This is a genomic window from Enterococcus faecalis (assembly GCF_029024925.1).
Lineage (GTDB): Bacteria > Bacillota > Bacilli > Lactobacillales > Enterococcaceae > Enterococcus > Enterococcus faecalis.
Genome location: NZ_CP118962.1, coordinates 2,708,806 through 2,727,206 on the forward strand (window position 1 = coordinate 2,708,806; position 18,401 = coordinate 2,727,206).

Below are 18,401 nucleotides of genomic sequence, written 5' to 3' on the forward strand. Positions count from 1 at the left end.
TTCACGACCTCCTAACCGGTTCGGTTCCTAATTAGATACGTTTTTGCAATTGATGAAGCATGTTTAACGCATCTAGTGGTGTCATTTCTAATAGATTCATTTTCTTCAATGTGTCAATGACACTTAATTCTTCTGTTGAAACTTCTTTAAATAATGAAAGTTGCTCGGTTTCTTCATGGACTTCTGAAACTTCTTCATGATGAACTGAACTTGGAATCGTTGTTTCTTCCGCTTCTAAAGCGGATAAAATGGTGGCTGCTCGTTCTAAAAGCGGGCTTGGTAAACCAGCGATTTTAGCAACATGTATCCCATAGCTCTTATCAGCAGGTCCTTCCATCATTTTATGAAGAAAGACCACTTCGCCATCTTTTTCGACAGCGCCCACGTGAATATTCTTCAAGCCTTTTAAGGTTTCATCTAGAACAGTTAGTTCATGATAATGTGTAGAAAATAGCGTTTTGGCTTGTACTTCACGATGGATATATTCAATGATGGCTTGCGCTAGCGCCATTCCATCATAGGTTGCCGTGCCGCGTCCTAATTCATCAAATAAAATTAGGCTGTTAGGCGTGGCATGCCGCAGTGCTTGGTTGGCTTCCATCATTTCTACCATAAAGGTACTTTGCCCTGCAATTAGATCATCAGAGGCCCCAATCCGTGTAAAAATTTGATCGAAAATTGGCATTTCAGCACTTTCCGCTGGTACAAAACAGCCAATTTGCGCCATGACCACCGTCAAAGCCAATTGACGCATGTAGGTACTTTTCCCTGACATGTTTGGTCCAGTAATCAAGAGAATATCTGTTTCTGGGTTCATGCGGATACTGTTTGGAATGTATTCTTGGTGCCCTAAAACTTTTTCCACGACTGGGTGTCGTCCTTCGACAATCGCCAAATTTTTCGTGTTACTTCTTAACGTTGGTCGAACGTATTGATACCGTTCACTAATTGTTGCAAAAGATTGTAAAACATCAACCGCACTAATGGTTTTAGCCAGTGTTTGCAACCGATCAATGTTCGTTTTCACTTGTTCTCTCACGGCCAAGAACAATTGATATTCTAGTTCAACTGATTTTTCTTCGGCTTCTAAGATTAAACGTTCTAATTCTTTTAGCTCTGGCGTAATAAAGCGCTCCGCATTAGCTAATGTTTGCTTACGCTCGTATTTTCCTTCTTCTAAATTCGCTAAATTTGACTTAGTGATTTCAATGAAATAACCAAAGACCCGATTGTAACCAATCTTCAAGTTTTTAATCCCTGTTTCTTGGCGTTCTTTCGCTTCTAACTCCGCTAACCATTGCTTACCATTGCGCATGGCATCACGGTATTCATCTAATTGGTCGTTATAGCCGTCCTTAATAACGTTTCCTTCAGTAATTTGTAAAGGGGCTTCTTCATTAATCGCCGTCGCAATCAATGCCACTAAATCTTCAACAGGGTTTAAGTCGACTAACAAATCATCCCATTCCCCTTGATTGATCCCGACAATTAACTGTCGAATCGTTGGTACTTGTTCTAAAGAGGTCCGTAATTGAATTAAATCACGCCCATTCACACTGCCGAATGCCACGCGTCCTGCTAACCGCTCTAAATCATAAACGTTCGTCAATGCTGCTTGCAAATCTAAGCGTTCAAAATAGGCATTTAATAAGGATTGCACCATTTCTTGACGCGCCTTAATTTGACGTTCCTGAATCAGCGGACGATCCAACCATTGTTTTAATAAACGGCCGCCCATAGCTGTTTTCGTTTCATCTAATAGCCACAAAAGAGTCCCTTTTTTCTGTCCTGTTCGAATCGACTGACTCAATTCTAAATTGAATTTAGAATAATGATCCATTTTCAAGAAATGATCTGGCTGATATTCCACAACTTTCTGAATATGGGACAAGCTCCGCTTTTGGGTAACGGATAAATAAGATAATAACTTGCCTGTAATTTCAATTTCTAATGGATTAATCAGTTCATTGGTTAAAAAACTAAACTCGGCATTTTCTTCCACCGTTTCTTGTGTCGAAAAGATGATATTTAAACGTAAACTTAAGTTCTCTTTTAACGATTCAGGAATCCCTGAACCTAGGACCATTTCTTTTGTTTGCAACGCAGAAGCTTCGTTCAAAACGCCCTCTTCATCAGCCAAGACTGCTGTTTTTAATTCGCCTGTACTCAAATCTACATAGGCAAAACCGAACTGATTACCATCTGTTAGCACAGCGGTTAAGTAATTATTGTCTTTGGCTTCCAAGCCTTTACTATTCATCACCGTTCCTGGCGTTACCAACTGGACCACTTCTCGTTTGACCATGCCCTTGGTAGTCTTTGGATCTTCCACTTGCTCACAAATCGCTACTTTATAGCCTTGCTCAATCAACGTATCAATATAGCCTTGCGCGGCATGATAAGGAACGCCACACATAGGAATCGGATCATCCGCATTGCGGTTACGACTGGTTAACGTCAATTCTAAGATTTGCGCTGCATTGATAGCATCTTCATAAAATAATTCATAAAAATCACCTAAGCGATAAAATAAAAACGCATCCTTGTATTGGGCCTTAATGGATAAATATTGTTCCATCATGGGTGTATTTTTTGTCTTTTGTGGCATTTAATTCCCTTCCTTCTCTAGCTCTTCGTTCACGCGGTATTGAATGAGCGCCGTGACATGTTGGACTAAGTCATTGGCTTCGATCAGTTGTTCGCGGTAGGCTACAACGAGTGGGTGCTCATCAAACTCTTTTGTTTTCGCATCAGCTCGTTGAATGGCTTCTTTTTCAGCAGTTGGTTTGCCATAGTGAGCAAATTGAACCGCATCTTTTTGCGCAGCTTTAATTTCTTCCACTAATTCTGTCAGCTTTTTGTTTTTCTTTACCTTTTCTTCAATCGCTTGGTAGCGCTGAATGACTTCATCTTGTCCAATTAAATGTAACAATTTTTCTAATTCTTTATTACTTTGTGCATCTAAATTCAACGGCTCCATTTTTTTCACCTTCATCTTTCACCGGCACTTTTTCTATAAGAGCAGAAAAAGTTAACCTCTTAATGATCCGAGATTAACTTTTCTTCTATTATTCTTGAAACGGGCGATCTTCGCTAATCTGAATCGGCTCAATCATCTTCGCTTGGCCCGTTTGGTCATCAATCTCTAAAATACAGGCAGATAAAATCGTCCGCCCTGTTTCGACTACCTCAAAGCGCTTCGGCAATGCTGTCATAAACTTCTCAATAATCGGTTCACGCTTCATTCCTAGAATCCCATCATAAGGTCCGGTCATACCGACATCACTTAAGAAGGCTGTCCCTTTCGGTAAAATCCGAGCGTCATTTGTTTGAACATGCGTATGTGTTCCAACAACGGCTGAAACTTGGCCATCTAAAAACCAGCTCATGGCTTGTTTTTCGCTTGTCGTTTCGCCATGAAAATCCACAAAAATGAGCGGTGTCCGTTTGCGAGCGATAGCCACTAGCTCGGCGGCTTTCTTGAAAGGATCTTCCAATGGCACCATAAATGTGCGGGCCTGTAAATTAATCACCGCTAGTTCCAATTGATTGACTTTCACAAAAACCATTCCTTGACCAGGCACATCTTCTGGAAAGTTCGCTGGACGAACCATTTTCTTCGCATCATCAATGAATTCAAAGATATCCTTGTTGTCCCACGTATGGTTACCCATCGTAACAACATCGACACCATCTTGCAAAAATTTCTTATAAATCTTGCCAGTAATCCCCCGACCAGATGCCGCATTTTCACCATTGGCAATGGTCACTTGTGGACGATATTTTTTCTTTAATTTAGGGACATACGTTGCTAGGGCTTCTCTTCCTAAAGAACCGACAACATCTCCTATAAATAATATACGCAAAAAGGTTCCTCTTCTCTTTTTAACATCTCTTGTTTATTATAGTTGTTTTCGCTTTGAAAAGAAAGTTTTGGTTTTAAAAGATTAAAAAAAGTGTCTCAACGAACAATCCTTGCAATTGTTCGTTGAGACACTACACGCGATACTTATTCGCTTTTTATTTTATTTCGCATAGTCAACGGCACGTGTTTCACGGATAACCGTTACTTTGATATGTCCTGGATAATCCAAGTCATCTTCAATTTTCTTCCGAATGTCTCGAACTAAACGAACAGATTCTAAATCAGAAATTTCTTCTGGTTTCACCATGACACGAACTTCACGTCCTGCTTGAACAGCAAAACTTGAATCCACGCCTTCAAAACTATTAGAAATATTTTCTAAGTTTTCTAAGCGGCGAATGTAGTTTTCTAACGATTCACTACGTGCACCTGGACGGGCTGCAGATAACGCATCTGCGGCTGCCACTAAAACAGAAATAACTGAGGTTGCTTCCACATCACCATGATGCGAGGCAATGGCATTAATAACTACTGAATTTTCTTTATATTTCGCAGCTAATTCTGCGCCAATCTCAACGTGAGAACCTTCAATTTCATGATCCAATGCTTTCCCAATATCATGTAGTAAACCTGCACGTTTGGCTAATTGAACATCTTCGCCTAATTCGGCGGCTAAAACGCCAGCCAGTTTTGCTACTTCGATTGAGTGGTTCAAGACATTTTGACCATAACTTGTTCTGAAACGTAAACGGCCTAAAATTTTAATTAAATCAGGATGTAACGTATGAGCACCTACTTCAAAGGCTGCTTGTTCTCCGTATTCACGAATCCGTTCATCCATTTCTTTACGTGATTTTTCTACCATTTCTTCGATACGAGCGGGATGAATCCGACCATCTTGGATTAATTTTTCCAAGGTCATTCGAGCGATTTCTCGTCTGATTGGATCAAATCCGGATAACACAACCGCTTCTGGCGTATCATCAATGATTAAGTCAATCCCTGTTAATGTTTCCAATGTACGAATATTACGTCCTTCACGACCAATAATGCGACCTTTCATCTCATCATTTGGTAAAGTGACCACGGAAACAGTTGTTTCAGAAACAGAATCGGCGGCGCAACGTTGAATTGCTAGGGAAAGCAAGTTCTTCGCTTTGCGATCAGATTCTTCTTTGGCACGTTGTTCTGACTCCTTGACCATCAAGGTTAGTTCATGATTCAACTCTTCTTCTGTTGACTTCATAATAATCGATTTTGCTTCTTCTTTTGAAAGGGAAGCAATTCGTTCTAATTCTTGATGTTGCTGATTAATTAAGTTTTCTACTTCTTTTTCTCGCTCATCAATTAATTGCTGTCTAGCACCAAGTTTCTCTTCTTTTTCTTCCAGTGAGCCTTCACGTTTTTCAAGAGAGTCATCTTTACGATCCAACGTTTGTTCCCGTTGAATTAAACGATTTTCTTGAGATTTAAGTTCTAATCTGCTTTCTTTCAACTCACTTTCAATTTCTGAACGATACTTCTGGTTCTCTTCCTTAGCTTCTAGCAATGCTTCTTTTTTCAGTGTTTCTGATTCTTTCCGAGCGTTCTCGAGAATACTCGACGCTGAAATTTTTGCACCATTTATTGCTTTATCATGACGTGACTTTGCAATAACAAATCCTAAACCAAGACCGACAATCAAACCGACGATAGCGAGGAGAATATTTAAAACCATATTTCCACCTCCATACTATCTTTTTGTTAATTCATATCTTGTAGTTTTTTGATAAACTAAAATCAATTATCAATATGCCTACTTGCATATTTGTGCATACACACAATTTTATTCTAATGTTTGTCGCGAAAGGTGTCAACTTAAAAAAGCCCTTTCTTTTGGAAAGGGCAGCAAATATTAGACAACGTCACATTTTTAGGTTTCCGCCGTCACGAATTGTTTAAATTTTAGAACAAACGCCGCATAGTCTGCTGTTTGACTAAGCTGCTTGATGTGGATGGGTTCGGACATGGACAACAGTCTATTTAACAATTTAGTTCTAAACAAAGAAAGACAACACCTGTCCTGTTCAGTAAGTGTTGTCTTTCTTCTTAACGAGTCGTATTCACTCGTTATTTATTCATCTAAGGGTAATTCTTCTTGACCTTCTGCTTCTTCTGTAATGGTTGAACCGTCACCGATGCCGTATGCATCACGGACCAATTTAGACACTTCTGCCATCATTTCAGGATGATCCGCCATGTATTGTTTGGCATTTTCACGGCCTTGGCCAATTCGTTCTTCTTTGTAGCCATACCAAGCACCACTTTTGCTGATAAGGTCTTTTTCCACAGCCATATCTAGTAATTCGCCTTCTTGGGAAATCCCTTGGCCATACATGATATCAACTTCTGCCACTTTAAATGGTGGCGCCACTTTGTTTTTAACGACTTTAATTTTTGTGCGGTTACCGACGATGTCTGTTCCTTGTTTTAACTGTTCTGCACGACGGACTTCTAGACGAACCGTTGCGTAGAATTTCAATGCACGTCCACCAGGAGTTGTTTCAGGATTTCCGAACATCACGCCAACTTTTTCACGAATTTGGTTAATGAAAATAGCAATTGTTTTTGTCTTATTAATTGAGCCTGATAATTTACGTAGTGCTTGAGACATTAGTCGAGCTTGTAAGCCGACATGGCTCGCTCCCATCTCACCATCAATCTCTGCACGAGGAACTAACGCAGCAACCGAGTCGATAACAACGATGTCAATCGCACCACTTGAAACTAAGGCATCGGCAATCTCTAAGCCTTGCTCGCCCGTATCTGGTTGAGATAAAAGTAATTCATCGATGTTAACGCCTAGTTTCTCCGCATATTGAGGATCCAATGCATGCTCAGCATCGATAAAAGCGGCTGTTCCACCATTTCGTTGCACTTCTGCAATTGCGTGTAAAGAAACAGTTGTTTTACCTGAACTCTCAGGACCATATACTTCAATAATTCGGCCACGTGGATACCCACCTACGCCCAGTGCAACATCTAACGCTAAAGAACCACTAGGGATAGTTGAAATTTTTTGATCAGCTTTTTCGCCTAATTTCATAATAGAGCCTTTCCCAAAGTTCTTTTCAATTTTTTTCAGTGCGGCATCTAAAGCCACTTTACGATCATCTGCCAATGGATAATCCTCCTTTAATTTATATAAACTTATTTTTCATTTCCTGTTAGTAGGTCTATCATATCTCTTTTGTACCAAAAAAGCAAGAAAAAACCGAACAAACATTCGCATATTTATTTTTTATTAATGATTCGGTGCCGCAAAAGATCTAACCCTCGCATAACCGCACTCTGTCTAATATAATTTCGGTCACGGTTAAAATGGAAACATTCTGCAATGGTTGGTTGGCCTTCTTCCGCCAGCCCAATCCAAACAGTGCCTGTCGGTTGACCTTCGATTGGGTCACCAGCGACCCCAGTAAATGATAAACCATAGTTAGATTTAGCTAACTGACGCGCTTTCTCTGCCATTTCTTTGGCACACGCTTCACTTACCGTGCCATGTTCTTCTAAAAGTTCATGAGAAATTCCTAAAAAGTTCTCTTTTGTTTCTTGCGAATACGTCACGAAGCCTCCCTTAAAAATCTTCGAAGCACCCGCAATTTCCCCCAGTGTACTTTGGAATAGGCCAGCGGTGAGGCTCTCAGCAGCCGTGACGGTTTGTCCGTTTTGTAATAACAAATCCACTGTTACCTTGGCTAAACTATTGTCATCCCCATACCCATAAAAATAGTCTCCCACTTTAGCTAAAACCTTTTCTTCCGTCGCTGTTAATAATTCTTCGCCAGCTACTAAGTCTTTTGTTTTAACTGTTAAACGAAGTGTCACTTCATTAGGCTTAGCATAAGGCGCAATGGTTGGATTCGTTTGGTGCGCAATCAACGATTGAATCTCGGTCACCAGCTGTGATTCACCAATGCCATAAAAACGCAAGACTCTTGAAATCAATTGTTCTTCTTGTGGAAACGCATTAATCAATAAAGGTCGTGCCGCTTGTTGGAACATCGGAATTAATTCATTGGGCGGCCCTGGTAAGAGCAAATAGCTTGTTGTGCCTTCTGTTACGAAAGAACCAACCGCTAATCCTGTCGGGTTTTGAAGAACTTGTCCACCTTCAATGGCTAACACTTGTCGTAGATTATTTTCCGTCATTGGCCGCTTAGACTGTTGGAAAAACTGGTGTAAGCGGTTCAATCCTTCTTGATCTTCTACTAATGATTTATGGAGATGTTGTGCGACAACTTGCTTGGTTAAATCGTCTTCTGTAGGTCCTAGCCCTCCACAAAGGACAATTAAATCACTTCTTTGTTCTGCTTCTGTTAGTAGCGTTTCTAAGCGGCCGCCGTTATCACCAACAACGGTCTGATAGTAAACATCGATGCCTAGCGCAGCTAACTCTTCTGATAAAAAGGTGGCGTTGGTATTCACTACTTGTCCCAGTAATAACTCTGTTCCGACTGCAATGATTTCTGCTTTCATTGATTTCCCCTTCTCTAATAACATACGTAGTTAAACTCACTTTCCATTTTAGCACAACAAAATTTTTACAAAAGAATTTGAGCTTCAGGAAATAATTTTTTTATCAGGAAATTTATTAATTATTACGAAAAAAATGTTCATTTTCTCACAATACATTGTATAATAACATTATATCGAAAGGAGAGAAATGAATGAGTGTAGTATTAGGACTTTTGGGTCTATTAGGGTTACTTGTCAGCGGGGGACTGACTATCAAAGCATTAATTAAGAAACAACCGAAAAAACAATATGGCTATGCCGCATTAGCAAGTGCCGCTCTATTTATTGGTGGGGTTGCCACGACAGATTCTTCCCCAACGCTTTCACTTGATGCAGAGAGTGTTGAAACCGATGCCAATGGCTCAGCCACCATCAAAGGCGAATACGACGGCAACAGCAAACTAACGGCCAATGGCAAGGAAGTAAAAACGAAAGACAAAACGTTTGCTTACAAAGTAAAACTGTCCGATGAAAACACGCAAAAAATCACCTTTGTTGCTGAGAAGAAAGATACCAAAGTTGAAAAATCAGTCGAAGTCACACCGTCAAAAGAATTTATTGCGAGCATCACAGATTCTGAGCAAGAATTGGCCAAAACAGAAAAAGCCTTAGCTTACGCTGAAAAACAACCTTCTCAGAAAAACTATGATGAAGCCGCAACCTTAGTATCTTCATTAAGTCAAGAATACGAGGAATACAATGATCGCCTTGAAAAAATAAAAGAAGCAGTACCTGTTGATGAAGCAGTTACAACTGCTGAAAAATCTAAAAGTAAAAGCGATTATCAAGCAGCTGAAAAATTAGTAGCTGCTGCCCCAGTTGGCAAAGAAGGATTTCAACAACGATTAACGACTGTTCAAACCGCTATCGCTGAAAAAGAAAAAAATGAACAATTAGTCGCCAGTGCAACTGCCGCTGTTGAAAAAGCTGAACAAGAACCAACTAATGAAGCTTACTATAATGAAGCGATCAAACAAATTGACGCTTTAAACTCCCCAAATCAAGCTTTAACAAAACGGGTAGCCGTTGTTAAAACTCAATTAGATGCCCACAAAGAAAAACAACGAAAAGAAGCAGAAGCTCAGAAACTAGCCGCTGAAAAAGCGCAAAAAGAACAAGCCGAAGCGGCAGCAAAAGCGCAAGCTGAAGCAGAGGCGCAACAAGCCGCACAGGCGCCGGCGGAAGTCGAGACTGCTGCTGCGGAAGCACCAAGCGGTAACGCCTTAATTAAAGGGTCACGTAATGGAATTTATCATGTACCTGGAAGTAGATATTATAATAGAACTACGAATCCAGTAGCTTGGTTCTCTACTGTTGAAGAAGCAGAAGCAGCAGGATACCGAGCACCCAAACAGTAAATACATTAGCAATAATTAATCAAACAAGAAAATGGGGCCTCCGTTGTTTTAACGGAGGCCCCATTTTTCTTGTTTCTTTTATTGATACACACTAATTCGTTGATTTGGGTGTGCATTACTTTCCACTTCATCTAACATGGCAACGGCGTAGTCTGCGTAACTAATGTAGCTGTCACCTTGACTATTGGTTGTTAATTCTTCGCCAGCGACTTCATAATGGCCTGTCGCAGGACCTTCAGCATCAAACATGGCTGCAGGACTAATATAGGTCCAGTAGATGTTTTGAGCTTCTTTCAATAAGTTTAAAGCTTCGCCCATCGCCGAAGCTAATGGCTGAATTTCTGCTGGGAATGATGGTGTATCTTTTAATTGAGTTGTGTGTTCTGGGTCCACATACAAGGTTCCAGCGCCCCCAACGACAAACAAGCGCGTTTTTTGATTGGTTAAAATCTCAATCAAATGTTTGGTAGATTTGGGGAAATCTTGCACATCAGGGAATCCTAAGGCACTAATTAATACATCAAACGCTTGAATATCTTCTGTTGTTAATTGATAAACATCTTTTTCAATGGTCGGTGTGCCATCTGTTATTTTTGAGGCATTACGAACGATGGCTGTCACGTCCATCCCGCGACGTTTAGCTTCTGCTAAAAGTAATTGTCCTTCTTTTCCTGTTGCTCCTAATACTGCTACTTTCATGTAAATCATCCTTTCATTTTTAAATAGAACTAAAATAGTTACATTTAATACTTTAAAAGTAGAGAGATTACTTATCTCTCTTAACTTCTATTTCATGAATCACATCTGCTAAGGTGATGCTTTTCAATTCTTCTTCCATTTTTTGTTGCACTTTAGTAAATTCAGTTTCTAGTACCGATTGGATATTTGCCCCAACGGAACAGTTTGGATTAGGATTTTGATGGATATTGAAAATCTCTCGTTCCAATTCAACCGCTGTATAAATTTCATACAGTGAGATCTCTTCTGGTTTCTTTAATAAGGTATTTTTATTGGCTCCACGCATGGAATGAATCAAGCCGGCTTTTTTTAACTGACTCATTAGTCGTCGAACAACGACTGGATTCGTATTCACGCTCGAAGCAATGTATTCAGAAGTCACTTGTTCTTGAGGACCTGTTTCAATCAAACTTAAAATATGAATCGCAACACTTAATTTCGTTGACATGGCCATGTCTAATCACTCCAAACTAAATGTAACGTTATTTGTTACATTTACAGAATACGCTGTTTCGTTTTATTTGTCAATGAGAAACCTCTGACTATTCAAAATAAAAATCATTTGTTGAAACAACACGGGCCCCAAACGGCATTAACGCTAATTTCGCCAATTTAAGGGATTGTTGCCCAAACGGAATACCGATGATTGTCAGACAAAGCAACAAGCCACTAATACAATGCCCAATTGCTAATGGTAGTCCACTGATAATCAGCCAAATAATATTTACCACCAAAGATACGCCGCTATCACTATACACGACTCGCTTTTTAAACGGCCAAAAGCTCAACCCCGCTAATTTAAAACATTGTAAACCAATCGGAATACCGATAATTGTAATACACCAAATCACGCCTGCGAATAGCCAAGATAAGCCACCAAAAAAGCCGCCAAAGATGAACCATAAAATATTGCCCAGTGTTTTCATTCTTGTTCCTCTACTTTCCTCATTAAAAATTATGTATGTGAGTAAGTATACCACGAAAGCTTCTTTTTGTTTCAAACAATATTGTAAGGTCGCTGACTCGTTAAAAGACGAAGACGCTGTTTCATGATACAATGAAGAAACTAACGATAAAGGAGCAGACTTCATGGACTTACATTTAACCGTTGATCTAAAAAAAACAAAGACACTCATTGATTTAGCCGATCAGGCCCACTTAATCATTGAACAAACAACTAAATTACCGAAAAAAGAGGCAGCGATTCTTTTCTTGCTAAGAGATAACCAACTAGTTGCTTTAGGACTTGCTGAAGAAAAAGCTACATATAAAGAAGTTTCTTTTGATCACTCGATTTTATTGAAACCGACTTGGGACACAGAACTTGCCTATTTAGCGCAAGCTTTCCTAGATGATGCGAAAGAAAGTGGTTTAACATTGGAAGCAACCCCAACGACAGTCAAAATTCCGAAAAGTGCGGTAGCGACAGTGACTAACTATAAAGAAACAGTCACCTTTATCTTGGAACGTTTTGGCTACTCTCTGTTTAAAAAACCGGCGCCGAAGAAAGCCAGACCAGCCAAAGCACGCCACAAATGGACAAAAGAAGTCAGCCAAATTCCTTTTTATATTGATACTCGACAAAGCAAAGCAACTGTTTTTTGGCAAAAGCGCAATGAAATGCTTATTAAAGCTGGCGCAACAATGATGCCAGAAGCCCCTTTAAATAAAGACGGGTCTGTCGGTTTCTCCGCTAGATTTGGTGAAAAACTTCGTGATGAACGCAAGGGCCAATTTAAAGACTTTGTCACAATGGAAGATATCGTCTTAAAAAGCGTTAATGAAGTCGGCTTGTTTCTCTATTTTGCTGGAACAAACAGCTGGTTAGAGCTAGTTGATGAGAACGGCAAAACCTTAAATGAATGGACTGTGGTGGAATAAACCTTATAAAAAAATGTCACGCCTGATTTTTATGATTCAGGCGCGACATTTTTTTAATTTAAATAACTTTTTGCTATCGCTTGATACTTATCAATCATATCTAAATAATTATCAATTTCGACATATTCGTCGACTTGGTGTGCAGTAGTGGTCACACCTGGTCCAAAGACAACGCAATCAAATGTATTGTCTGATTTAGTAAATTCAGCTAAGTCTGTGGTCCCAGCGCTTGTCACTAATGGTAATGGTTGATCAAATTGGGCTTGAATGGCTTGAATTAACGCAGAATCTTTCTCAGCTTTTACAGGAATTTTATTGTAATCAATCGTTAATTCTAACTGATGTTTTTCTTTTTTGTTCAATTCATCGACAATTTTTTGTAATAATGCAATGACTTGGTCGTTGCTGAATTCTGGAATTGAACGGATATTCCCTTGCAAGGCTGCTTGACCTGGAATACTGTTCACTTGTGTGCCACCTTTAATGACGGTTACATTGTGAATCGTTCGACCTAATTCAGGATTTTCATAGTTTGCTGTGACTTCCGCCATTTGTTGGTTTGCTTCTGTAATAAATTCGTTCAAATTATTAATCGCGTTAATGCCTTCTTCTGGCATCGAACTGTGGGCTTCTTTTCCGTGTGACACAACAGAATAGTTAATTGAACCCATGTGCGCATACATCAAGTTATAATTGGTTGGTTCTCCAATGACTAAGGCACTTAAATCATCCGCATAGCCTTTTTCAGTTAATTGGCCAGCGCCTAGCTCGCCGACTTCTTCACCAACTGTACCTAAAAATTTAACCGCTCCATTTAATGGAACTTCCTTTTCTTTTAATTCAATCATTGCTAAAACCATTGCGACTAAGCCGCTTTTCATGTCCGTTGCGCCACGGCCATACAATTTATTTCCTTCAATATGGGCCGCAAATGGCGGGAAAGTCCATTGACTTTCGTCCCCTTCAGAAACCACGTCCATGTGGCCACTAAACCCTAAGACTTTTTCTCGGTTTTCACCTAAATAAGCAACCAAACTACTACGATTTGGTGCATAAGAAACAAGTTCAGAAGGGATCTCATATTTCTTCAAAAGATTTTGTAAATAGATTGCCACTTCTTCTTCGTTTCCATTTACAGATTTAATTTTAACCACATCTTGTAAAATACTAATTTTTTCTGATTTTTCCATTGCCATTCGCCCTTTCTTGTTATGCTTAATTCTAGTGTACGCTTCTCTCAGTAAAACCGCAACTGACTTGGTTAGGTCAGTAAAAAACACGCGACATTTCTTAAAACTGTCGCGTGTTTTTTGCTGAGTTTATTTTAAATAATTAGGCGCTGCCAATTCATTCTCAATGACTTGATTAGGAATCACAAATTCAGGGGTGCCCATATAGTAAGGCGCAATCTCTCCTTGAGGAAACACAATCACTAATTGGTGTTTTTCATTGATATAGAAAGGTTGGTCCTTTTTAATTTTTTTGAAGGGTTGAACATCACTGGGGGCATCCTCTTTTTCGGACCAGTATATTTTATTGCTATCGTTCTTCATTTGGTCTGCTATTTGTTGTTTAATTTCACTACTAATGACATCAATGTAAAAATCATTTTTAAAAATTAAGGGGAGTGAAACGACAACATTGGCTCGTTTATCGATGGTGTCATATTTTGTTGTCGTCGCAGAACTGCCTTTAATTTCTGTGAAGGTTCGTTTGACCACTAGGAAGCGACGGTCGTCCACGACTTTTTCATAATCTCCAGTGACTGAAACACGAGAACCATCAAACAATTGCCCTTTGACTTGTTGAAATTCTGTTTGGGCTTCTTTCAAGTATTTTTTGTTGAGCGTGTCGGCTACTGAAGATTCTTGGGATGTTTGGATTTTAGGGACATCGATGTTTACTTCACTTTCCTGTTTTTTCGCTGTCAACGTTTTGATGGTGACTAATTGAACAATTTTATCTAACACAGGAATGTTGCGGGCTGCTTCACTAAAACCTGGAAACAAATTGACTGATAAGACAAAGCCACAAGCCACCACTACACTACTTTGCAGTGAGCGGTTTCTAAAACGAAGCCAGGTGTACCGCTTTTTCTCTTTATGAAAACGCGCTTTGACTTCCGCTTGTAGATCCGTTGGCAACGGTTGTTGGCGGTATTCTTTTGAAAAGTTTTTAACAACACTTTTTACAAAATCTTCCATTATTTTTTCGCTTCCTTTCTTTTACTAATTCAATAGACTTCGGAGTTCATTCAAACTGCGGTACATCTTCGTTTTAATCGTGTTTTCGTTAATATCCAGGATCAAGGCGATTTCTTTTAGCGTAAATCCTTCAAAAAATTTTAATAGAATAATTTCACGATTGGGACTATCTAATTGATTAATAATTTCTTCAATTTCTAAAAAACTGCGTTGGGGATTATTTAAAAGGGCTAACACATGTTCATCTTTTTCAATATGAACAGCTTCTCGTTTCTTTTTACGCCAATAATCTGTCGCTACAGAAAGCAGAATTCGAAAGAACCACGCTTCAAAATCCTTAATATCGGGTCCTTTTTGGATGGCCTTCAGTGCCTTTTCAAAGCTTTCTTGAATCACATCCAAGGCATCTTCTTTCGAATGTGTATAGTTAAAGGCAATGCGATACATTTTTTCATATTTGGTATCCACAAGCGTTTCTAACGCGCGAATTTGTTTTTTTCTTTTCCAACCATCGAAAACCATCGATTTCTGGAACCTCCTTTCCTGTACACTTATATAGACGAATCACAAGCATAAAAAGTTTCAACTTTTTTATTATTTTTAATTTTTATATTCTAAAAGAAAAAGAAATCACCGTCTAGTCTACGATGATTTCTTTTTCTCTTCTCCCGAATGCGGTCTTAGTGCACTCAGCGTTTTAATAAAATGCGACCAATCAACAGGACGTGGTGGCGCTAGCCAAATAATTTGGGTAATCTCAGGCCAATCGACAAAATGAATATCCGATAAAATTAATTGTACACTTTCATCTACATGTGCTTTGAAAATGATATTCCATTTCGTAATTTTTTCAATATTTTTTTGTATCATACGATTATAGGCTTCACCAAAGGAAAAGTCGACACACAATGTAATCGGAGCCAAAACTTTTTTCAATGGTAACGCATCCACCATTAACAACAGATACCGATAAAATAAAAACTGTCTGGCATCCCAAACAGCGGGATTCGCTTTTTGTTCTTGAATAAATTGTCGACTAGCAGAAAAATACTCTGTATATGTTTCTGCAAAGTAGGTTACATCCATTTTGCGATAACTATAGTTTGCTTCTATTGGAAAATGGAACAATTTAAAATGAACGATTGTTACTTTTTGTTCAAAGCCTTGCAGGACTTCCTCGGAAAGCTGAAATTGTATTTTTAAATAGCTTAACAAGTCACGATTCAATTGTTGAATTTCTGCAAATCTTTGGCAAAGTGCTGCTGAAGCTACTTGAAGCCACTCTTCAGCAATTAAAAATAAGAGTAAATAATTGCCTTCGTTTGTTCGTTGTGGTTCTGGGATTTGAAGACTCTCTAACCAATTGAAAACATTCTGCTGATTGTCACCGGCTAATTGTTTTAACACTTGCGAATCTACTTTTTTCTCTACATAAAACTGTTGCTGCGTTCGTACTAAAGAAACCGCCAAAAAATGAAAACATTTAGCTTGTGCATAGCCTGCACGCTGATTAAGATGAACCTTCTCAGAAAAAAATAGCTCAAAGTTCCGAATCTGCTCTAAAACTTTTTTACCGTACAATGAAAAATCACGTTGGTATAATTGTAAAAAAACCAGTGTTGTTACTTCGCGTAAATTGGTTTCATTTCCCACTAAGTGAAATTCTTTATTAATTGTAATTTGATAATTTTCCAGCATTTTCTTTAATTCCTTGAACTCCTTATAAGCCAATGTGTGACTAACAAAGTGTTCTAAAGCAAACTCATTTACAGAATCAAAACGCTGAAAAAAGAAATCTTGAAACATAGCAAAACGTAACGACTCTTTAATATAGCAATCAATCAAAGTAGCGGAAGTTTCCGTTCCTGATTCATTAAGCGTTAAGAAAATACCATCGCTCACAATTTGAAAATCCTCTGATAAACCAAATTCAATAAAATCGGCATTTAATTCAGCGACCGTTTTGTTCACGATAAATTCAGATAATTCTAACTCCTGCATTACGGTTTCTTTTGACTCTGTTAACATCGGTGCATTTTCCAGTAACTGAAATAAGGCGATTTTTCTTTTATCCACTTTATTTAAAAACATCATCAATATCATAGACTTCTCTCACATCCATTTTTTTCCCATACAATCCATTTCCTGAAAGAAAGTACCCAACCGCTGCTAAATAGCTTTCAGATTCTTCATCGCCGCCTGCACCAAGTCCGTTAGGAAAGACAAAATCTTTATTCACTTGTAAGGGATGAGCCGTTGTTTCTTTTGTTTGTTTCTTTTTTTCTTTTGACATTGCCGGTTTCTCCACAGGTTTGTCTTTTTTCTTGGGTGAAGGCTTTTTTTCTTCAGAAGGAACCGTAGTTTTTTGATCTTCCGGAGGGGTCGGCGCAGGTTGTTCCGGTTCTGACTTTTCCTGAGGGGTGATTGATTCTGGTTTTGGTTGAATTTCTTCCGTTGGTTCTAAGGGATTATAAATAGGTGTCGCCAATGTTTGAATTGGTTCTATTTCGACAGCCGTAAAAATTAGCAAAGAACTAAATAAAAAAAGATACTTTTTTCTCATGGCTTCTCACTCTCTCTACCTCTACTTTATGGGAAGCAATTCCTTGTAAAAGTACCTTTACTTTTACAAGGAAAACCCTTTTTGTCAATAGATAGCCCTTTTTATTGCTCAGATTGTTGTTCTTCCTCTTTTTTCTTTTTACGATACAAGAAGAAAATCAATAAGAGCAGCGCTAGAATGATTAATGCAATCAGTAGATACAACCACCAATTGGTTCCTTTAATGGTTACGTCTTTTTCATTTAATTCTTTAGCAACGTCCCCAGAAATAGTAAATTCTTTTGTAAATTCCCATTTGTACAGGTACCGTTCTTCACCATTGGCGCCTTTGACTTGATAGGTGCCCTTTTCATCTTTTACACCATAGGCCGTTGATTTCAAGACATATTTCCCTGGCGTTAATCGTTCCCCTTTTAAAGAAATTGGGTAACTAAAGTTAGAGTTTGGCGCCACCTGCATATCCTCAGTATCGGATTGGTAAAGCGTTTCGCCTCCTTTTGAAACAGTATTGATTAAATGTAATTGGTTTAAGTAGGCCGCTTGTGGGTTTTGTAAAGAAACATTGATGACGTTTCGCGCGTTGACTTGGCCTGGTTTAACCCCCAGTAATTTTAAATCTGGTTGAACCTTTGTCTCATTTTGCTGAAGAATAATAGCCACAACATAGGAGTATTCATTATTAATAGCTAACCCTTTTGATTGATCCGCAGAAGTCGTGGTTTCTTTCTTTTTCTCTTTGAGTGTTATACCGCCAGCCATCACGCCATCAAAAGAATCTTTAGGCATCGTGATGGTTAAAGGTAAGGTCTTTTGGGAATGCTTCGGCAAGATGATTTCTTTCGGTGCTTCCACATAATCTTTTAAGTTAAAGCGTAAAGTTTTGTCAGGTTTGATCCCGTTTTGGCCATATTCTACTACGCCATTTAAATTTGTTGTCGCTGAGTTCACCGTATTTTCAATGGTAATGTCTTCATCTGTATCATTGCGTAACTGAATTTCTACGGTTTGTTTGGCACCAGGCGCCATTTTTAAGTCAAAGTAGGTTTTTGATTTGTCCACTTGATTTTCGGGAATTGTTGGTGTGACCGCAAAATTAAATTCAGAAGCGTGCGCCTCCACGCCAATCCAGCCAAATAACATACAAGCGATTACCGTTGCATATACTTTCCATCTGTTCATATTCATTCTCCTATGTCTTTCATTCTTTGTTGTATTATAAGCACCAAAAGACCGAAA

Annotated in this window: 17 protein-coding genes; 2 read left to right on the forward strand and 15 right to left on the reverse strand. The window is 38.9% G+C overall.

Features of this window, described 5'->3' with window-relative positions:
• Positions 1–31 precede the first annotated feature (31 nt).
• The 6 genes from mutS to PYW42_RS13415 form a co-directional block, all read right to left on the reverse strand.
• Positions 32–2,608: a DNA mismatch repair protein MutS gene (mutS, locus tag PYW42_RS13390; protein WP_010816203.1), complete on the reverse strand. Its 2,577-nt coding sequence runs from the start codon at positions 2,606–2,608 to the stop codon at positions 32–34.
• Positions 2,609–2,995 (reverse strand): YlbF/YmcA family competence regulator, encoded by a 387-nt coding sequence (locus PYW42_RS13395; protein ID WP_002359008.1) that lies wholly within the window; start codon positions 2,993–2,995, stop codon positions 2,609–2,611.
• A 73-nt stretch (positions 2,996–3,068) separates the two neighbouring features.
• Positions 3,069–3,866, reverse strand: coding sequence for a TIGR00282 family metallophosphoesterase (locus tag PYW42_RS13400; protein WP_002354864.1), 798 nt, complete (start codon positions 3,864–3,866; stop codon positions 3,069–3,071).
• Positions 3,867–4,025: 159 nt separating this feature from the next.
• Positions 4,026–5,582 (reverse strand): ribonuclease Y, encoded by a 1,557-nt coding sequence (gene rny / locus PYW42_RS13405; protein WP_002354863.1) that lies wholly within the window; start codon positions 5,580–5,582, stop codon positions 4,026–4,028.
• A gap of 396 nt (positions 5,583–5,978) precedes the next feature.
• A complete protein-coding gene (recA, locus tag PYW42_RS13410) occupies positions 5,979–7,025 on the reverse strand; it encodes a recombinase RecA (protein ID WP_002354860.1) in 1,047 nt (348 codons plus the stop codon).
• Positions 7,026–7,138: 113 nt separating this feature from the next.
• Complete coding sequence (locus tag PYW42_RS13415) at positions 7,139–8,383, reverse strand: competence/damage-inducible protein A (RefSeq protein WP_010709042.1); 1,245 nt, start codon at positions 8,381–8,383, stop codon at positions 7,139–7,141.
• A 191-nt stretch (positions 8,384–8,574) separates the two neighbouring features.
• Here PYW42_RS13415 and PYW42_RS13420 point away from each other — a divergent pair, with 191 nt between their 5' ends.
• Positions 8,575–9,780, forward strand: coding sequence for a sunset domain-containing protein (locus PYW42_RS13420; protein WP_002389434.1), 1,206 nt, complete (start codon positions 8,575–8,577; stop codon positions 9,778–9,780).
• 78 nt (positions 9,781–9,858) lie between these two features.
• Here the strand turns inward: PYW42_RS13420 and PYW42_RS13425 are convergent, their stop codons facing one another.
• The 3 genes from PYW42_RS13425 to PYW42_RS13435 form a co-directional block, all read right to left on the reverse strand.
• A complete protein-coding gene (locus PYW42_RS13425; RefSeq protein ID WP_002411256.1) occupies positions 9,859–10,488 on the reverse strand; it encodes an NAD(P)-dependent oxidoreductase in 630 nt (209 codons plus the stop codon).
• A gap of 58 nt (positions 10,489–10,546) precedes the next feature.
• On the reverse strand, positions 10,547–10,972 hold the full coding sequence (locus PYW42_RS13430) for an Rrf2 family transcriptional regulator (protein WP_002383201.1): 426 nt from the start codon (positions 10,970–10,972) through the stop codon (positions 10,547–10,549).
• Between the two features lie 88 nt (positions 10,973–11,060).
• Positions 11,061–11,444, reverse strand: coding sequence for a YccF domain-containing protein (locus tag PYW42_RS13435; RefSeq protein WP_002389390.1), 384 nt, complete (start codon positions 11,442–11,444; stop codon positions 11,061–11,063).
• Positions 11,445–11,607: 163 nt separating this feature from the next.
• Between PYW42_RS13435 and PYW42_RS13440 the strand changes: the two genes are divergently transcribed.
• A complete protein-coding gene (locus PYW42_RS13440) occupies positions 11,608–12,399 on the forward strand; it encodes a hypothetical protein (protein WP_002411254.1) in 792 nt (263 codons plus the stop codon).
• A gap of 53 nt (positions 12,400–12,452) precedes the next feature.
• On the opposite strand, the gene PYW42_RS13445 is transcribed toward PYW42_RS13440, so the two are convergent.
• The 6 genes from PYW42_RS13445 to PYW42_RS13470 all read right to left on the reverse strand — a co-directional run bounded on the left by PYW42_RS13445 (position 12,453) and on the right by PYW42_RS13470 (position 18,350).
• Entirely contained in the window at positions 12,453–13,589 is a 1,137-nt protein-coding gene (locus PYW42_RS13445) for an ArgE/DapE family deacylase (RefSeq protein WP_002367472.1), read from the reverse strand.
• 129 nt (positions 13,590–13,718) lie between these two features.
• Positions 13,719–14,603, reverse strand: coding sequence for an anti-sigma-V factor RsiV (gene rsiV / locus PYW42_RS13450; RefSeq protein WP_002370130.1), 885 nt, complete (start codon positions 14,601–14,603; stop codon positions 13,719–13,721).
• A 24-nt stretch (positions 14,604–14,627) separates the two neighbouring features.
• Positions 14,628–15,125, reverse strand: coding sequence for an RNA polymerase sigma factor (locus PYW42_RS13455; RefSeq protein ID WP_002354845.1), 498 nt, complete (start codon positions 15,123–15,125; stop codon positions 14,628–14,630).
• Between the two features lie 120 nt (positions 15,126–15,245).
• Positions 15,246–16,706: a helix-turn-helix domain-containing protein gene (locus PYW42_RS13460; protein ID WP_172457947.1), complete on the reverse strand. Its 1,461-nt coding sequence runs from the start codon at positions 16,704–16,706 to the stop codon at positions 15,246–15,248.
• Positions 16,681–17,166 (reverse strand): hypothetical protein, encoded by a 486-nt coding sequence (locus PYW42_RS13465; protein ID WP_002354843.1) that lies wholly within the window; start codon positions 17,164–17,166, stop codon positions 16,681–16,683. The genes PYW42_RS13460 and PYW42_RS13465 overlap by 26 nt, the downstream gene beginning before the upstream one ends.
• A gap of 101 nt (positions 17,167–17,267) precedes the next feature.
• Entirely contained in the window at positions 17,268–18,350 is a 1,083-nt protein-coding gene (locus tag PYW42_RS13470; protein ID WP_002358992.1) for a DUF916 and DUF3324 domain-containing protein, read from the reverse strand.
• Between the last annotated feature and the right edge of the window lie 51 nt (positions 18,351–18,401).

What these genes read in the sequence shown, in the direction of transcription:
- PYW42_RS13440 (WP_002411254.1), top strand. Translation starts at nt 11,608, where the DNA reads ATGGACTTACATTTAACCGTTGATCTAAAAAAAACAAAGACACTCATT.
- PYW42_RS13415 (WP_010709042.1), bottom strand. Translation starts at nt 8,383, where the DNA reads ATGAAAGCAGAAATCATTGCAGTCGGAACAGAGTTATTACTGGGACAA.
- rny (WP_002354863.1), bottom strand. Translation starts at nt 5,582, where the DNA reads ATGGTTTTAAATATTCTCCTCGCTATCGTCGGTTTGATTGTCGGTCTT.
- PYW42_RS13395 (WP_002359008.1), bottom strand. Translation starts at nt 2,995, where the DNA reads ATGAAGGTGAAAAAAATGGAGCCGTTGAATTTAGATGCACAAAGTAAT.
- PYW42_RS13465 (WP_002354843.1), bottom strand. Translation starts at nt 17,166, where the DNA reads ATGAGAAAAAAGTATCTTTTTTTATTTAGTTCTTTGCTAATTTTTACG.
- PYW42_RS13420 (WP_002389434.1), top strand. Translation starts at nt 8,575, where the DNA reads ATGAGTGTAGTATTAGGACTTTTGGGTCTATTAGGGTTACTTGTCAGC.
- PYW42_RS13425 (WP_002411256.1), bottom strand. Translation starts at nt 10,488, where the DNA reads ATGATTTACATGAAAGTAGCAGTATTAGGAGCAACAGGAAAAGAAGGA.
- PYW42_RS13455 (WP_002354845.1), bottom strand. Translation starts at nt 15,125, where the DNA reads ATGGTTTTCGATGGTTGGAAAAGAAAAAAACAAATTCGCGCGTTAGAA.
- PYW42_RS13445 (WP_002367472.1), bottom strand. Translation starts at nt 13,589, where the DNA reads ATGGAAAAATCAGAAAAAATTAGTATTTTACAAGATGTGGTTAAAATT.
- mutS (WP_010816203.1), bottom strand. Translation starts at nt 2,608, where the DNA reads ATGCCACAAAAGACAAAAAATACACCCATGATGGAACAATATTTATCC.
- PYW42_RS13470 (WP_002358992.1), bottom strand. Translation starts at nt 18,350, where the DNA reads ATGAATATGAACAGATGGAAAGTATATGCAACGGTAATCGCTTGTATG.
- PYW42_RS13430 (WP_002383201.1), bottom strand. Translation starts at nt 10,972, where the DNA reads ATGGCCATGTCAACGAAATTAAGTGTTGCGATTCATATTTTAAGTTTG.
- PYW42_RS13460 (WP_172457947.1), bottom strand. Translation starts at nt 16,706, where the DNA reads ATGATATTGATGATGTTTTTAAATAAAGTGGATAAAAGAAAAATCGCC.
- rsiV (WP_002370130.1), bottom strand. Translation starts at nt 14,603, where the DNA reads ATGGAAGATTTTGTAAAAAGTGTTGTTAAAAACTTTTCAAAAGAATAC.
- PYW42_RS13435 (WP_002389390.1), bottom strand. Translation starts at nt 11,444, where the DNA reads ATGAAAACACTGGGCAATATTTTATGGTTCATCTTTGGCGGCTTTTTT.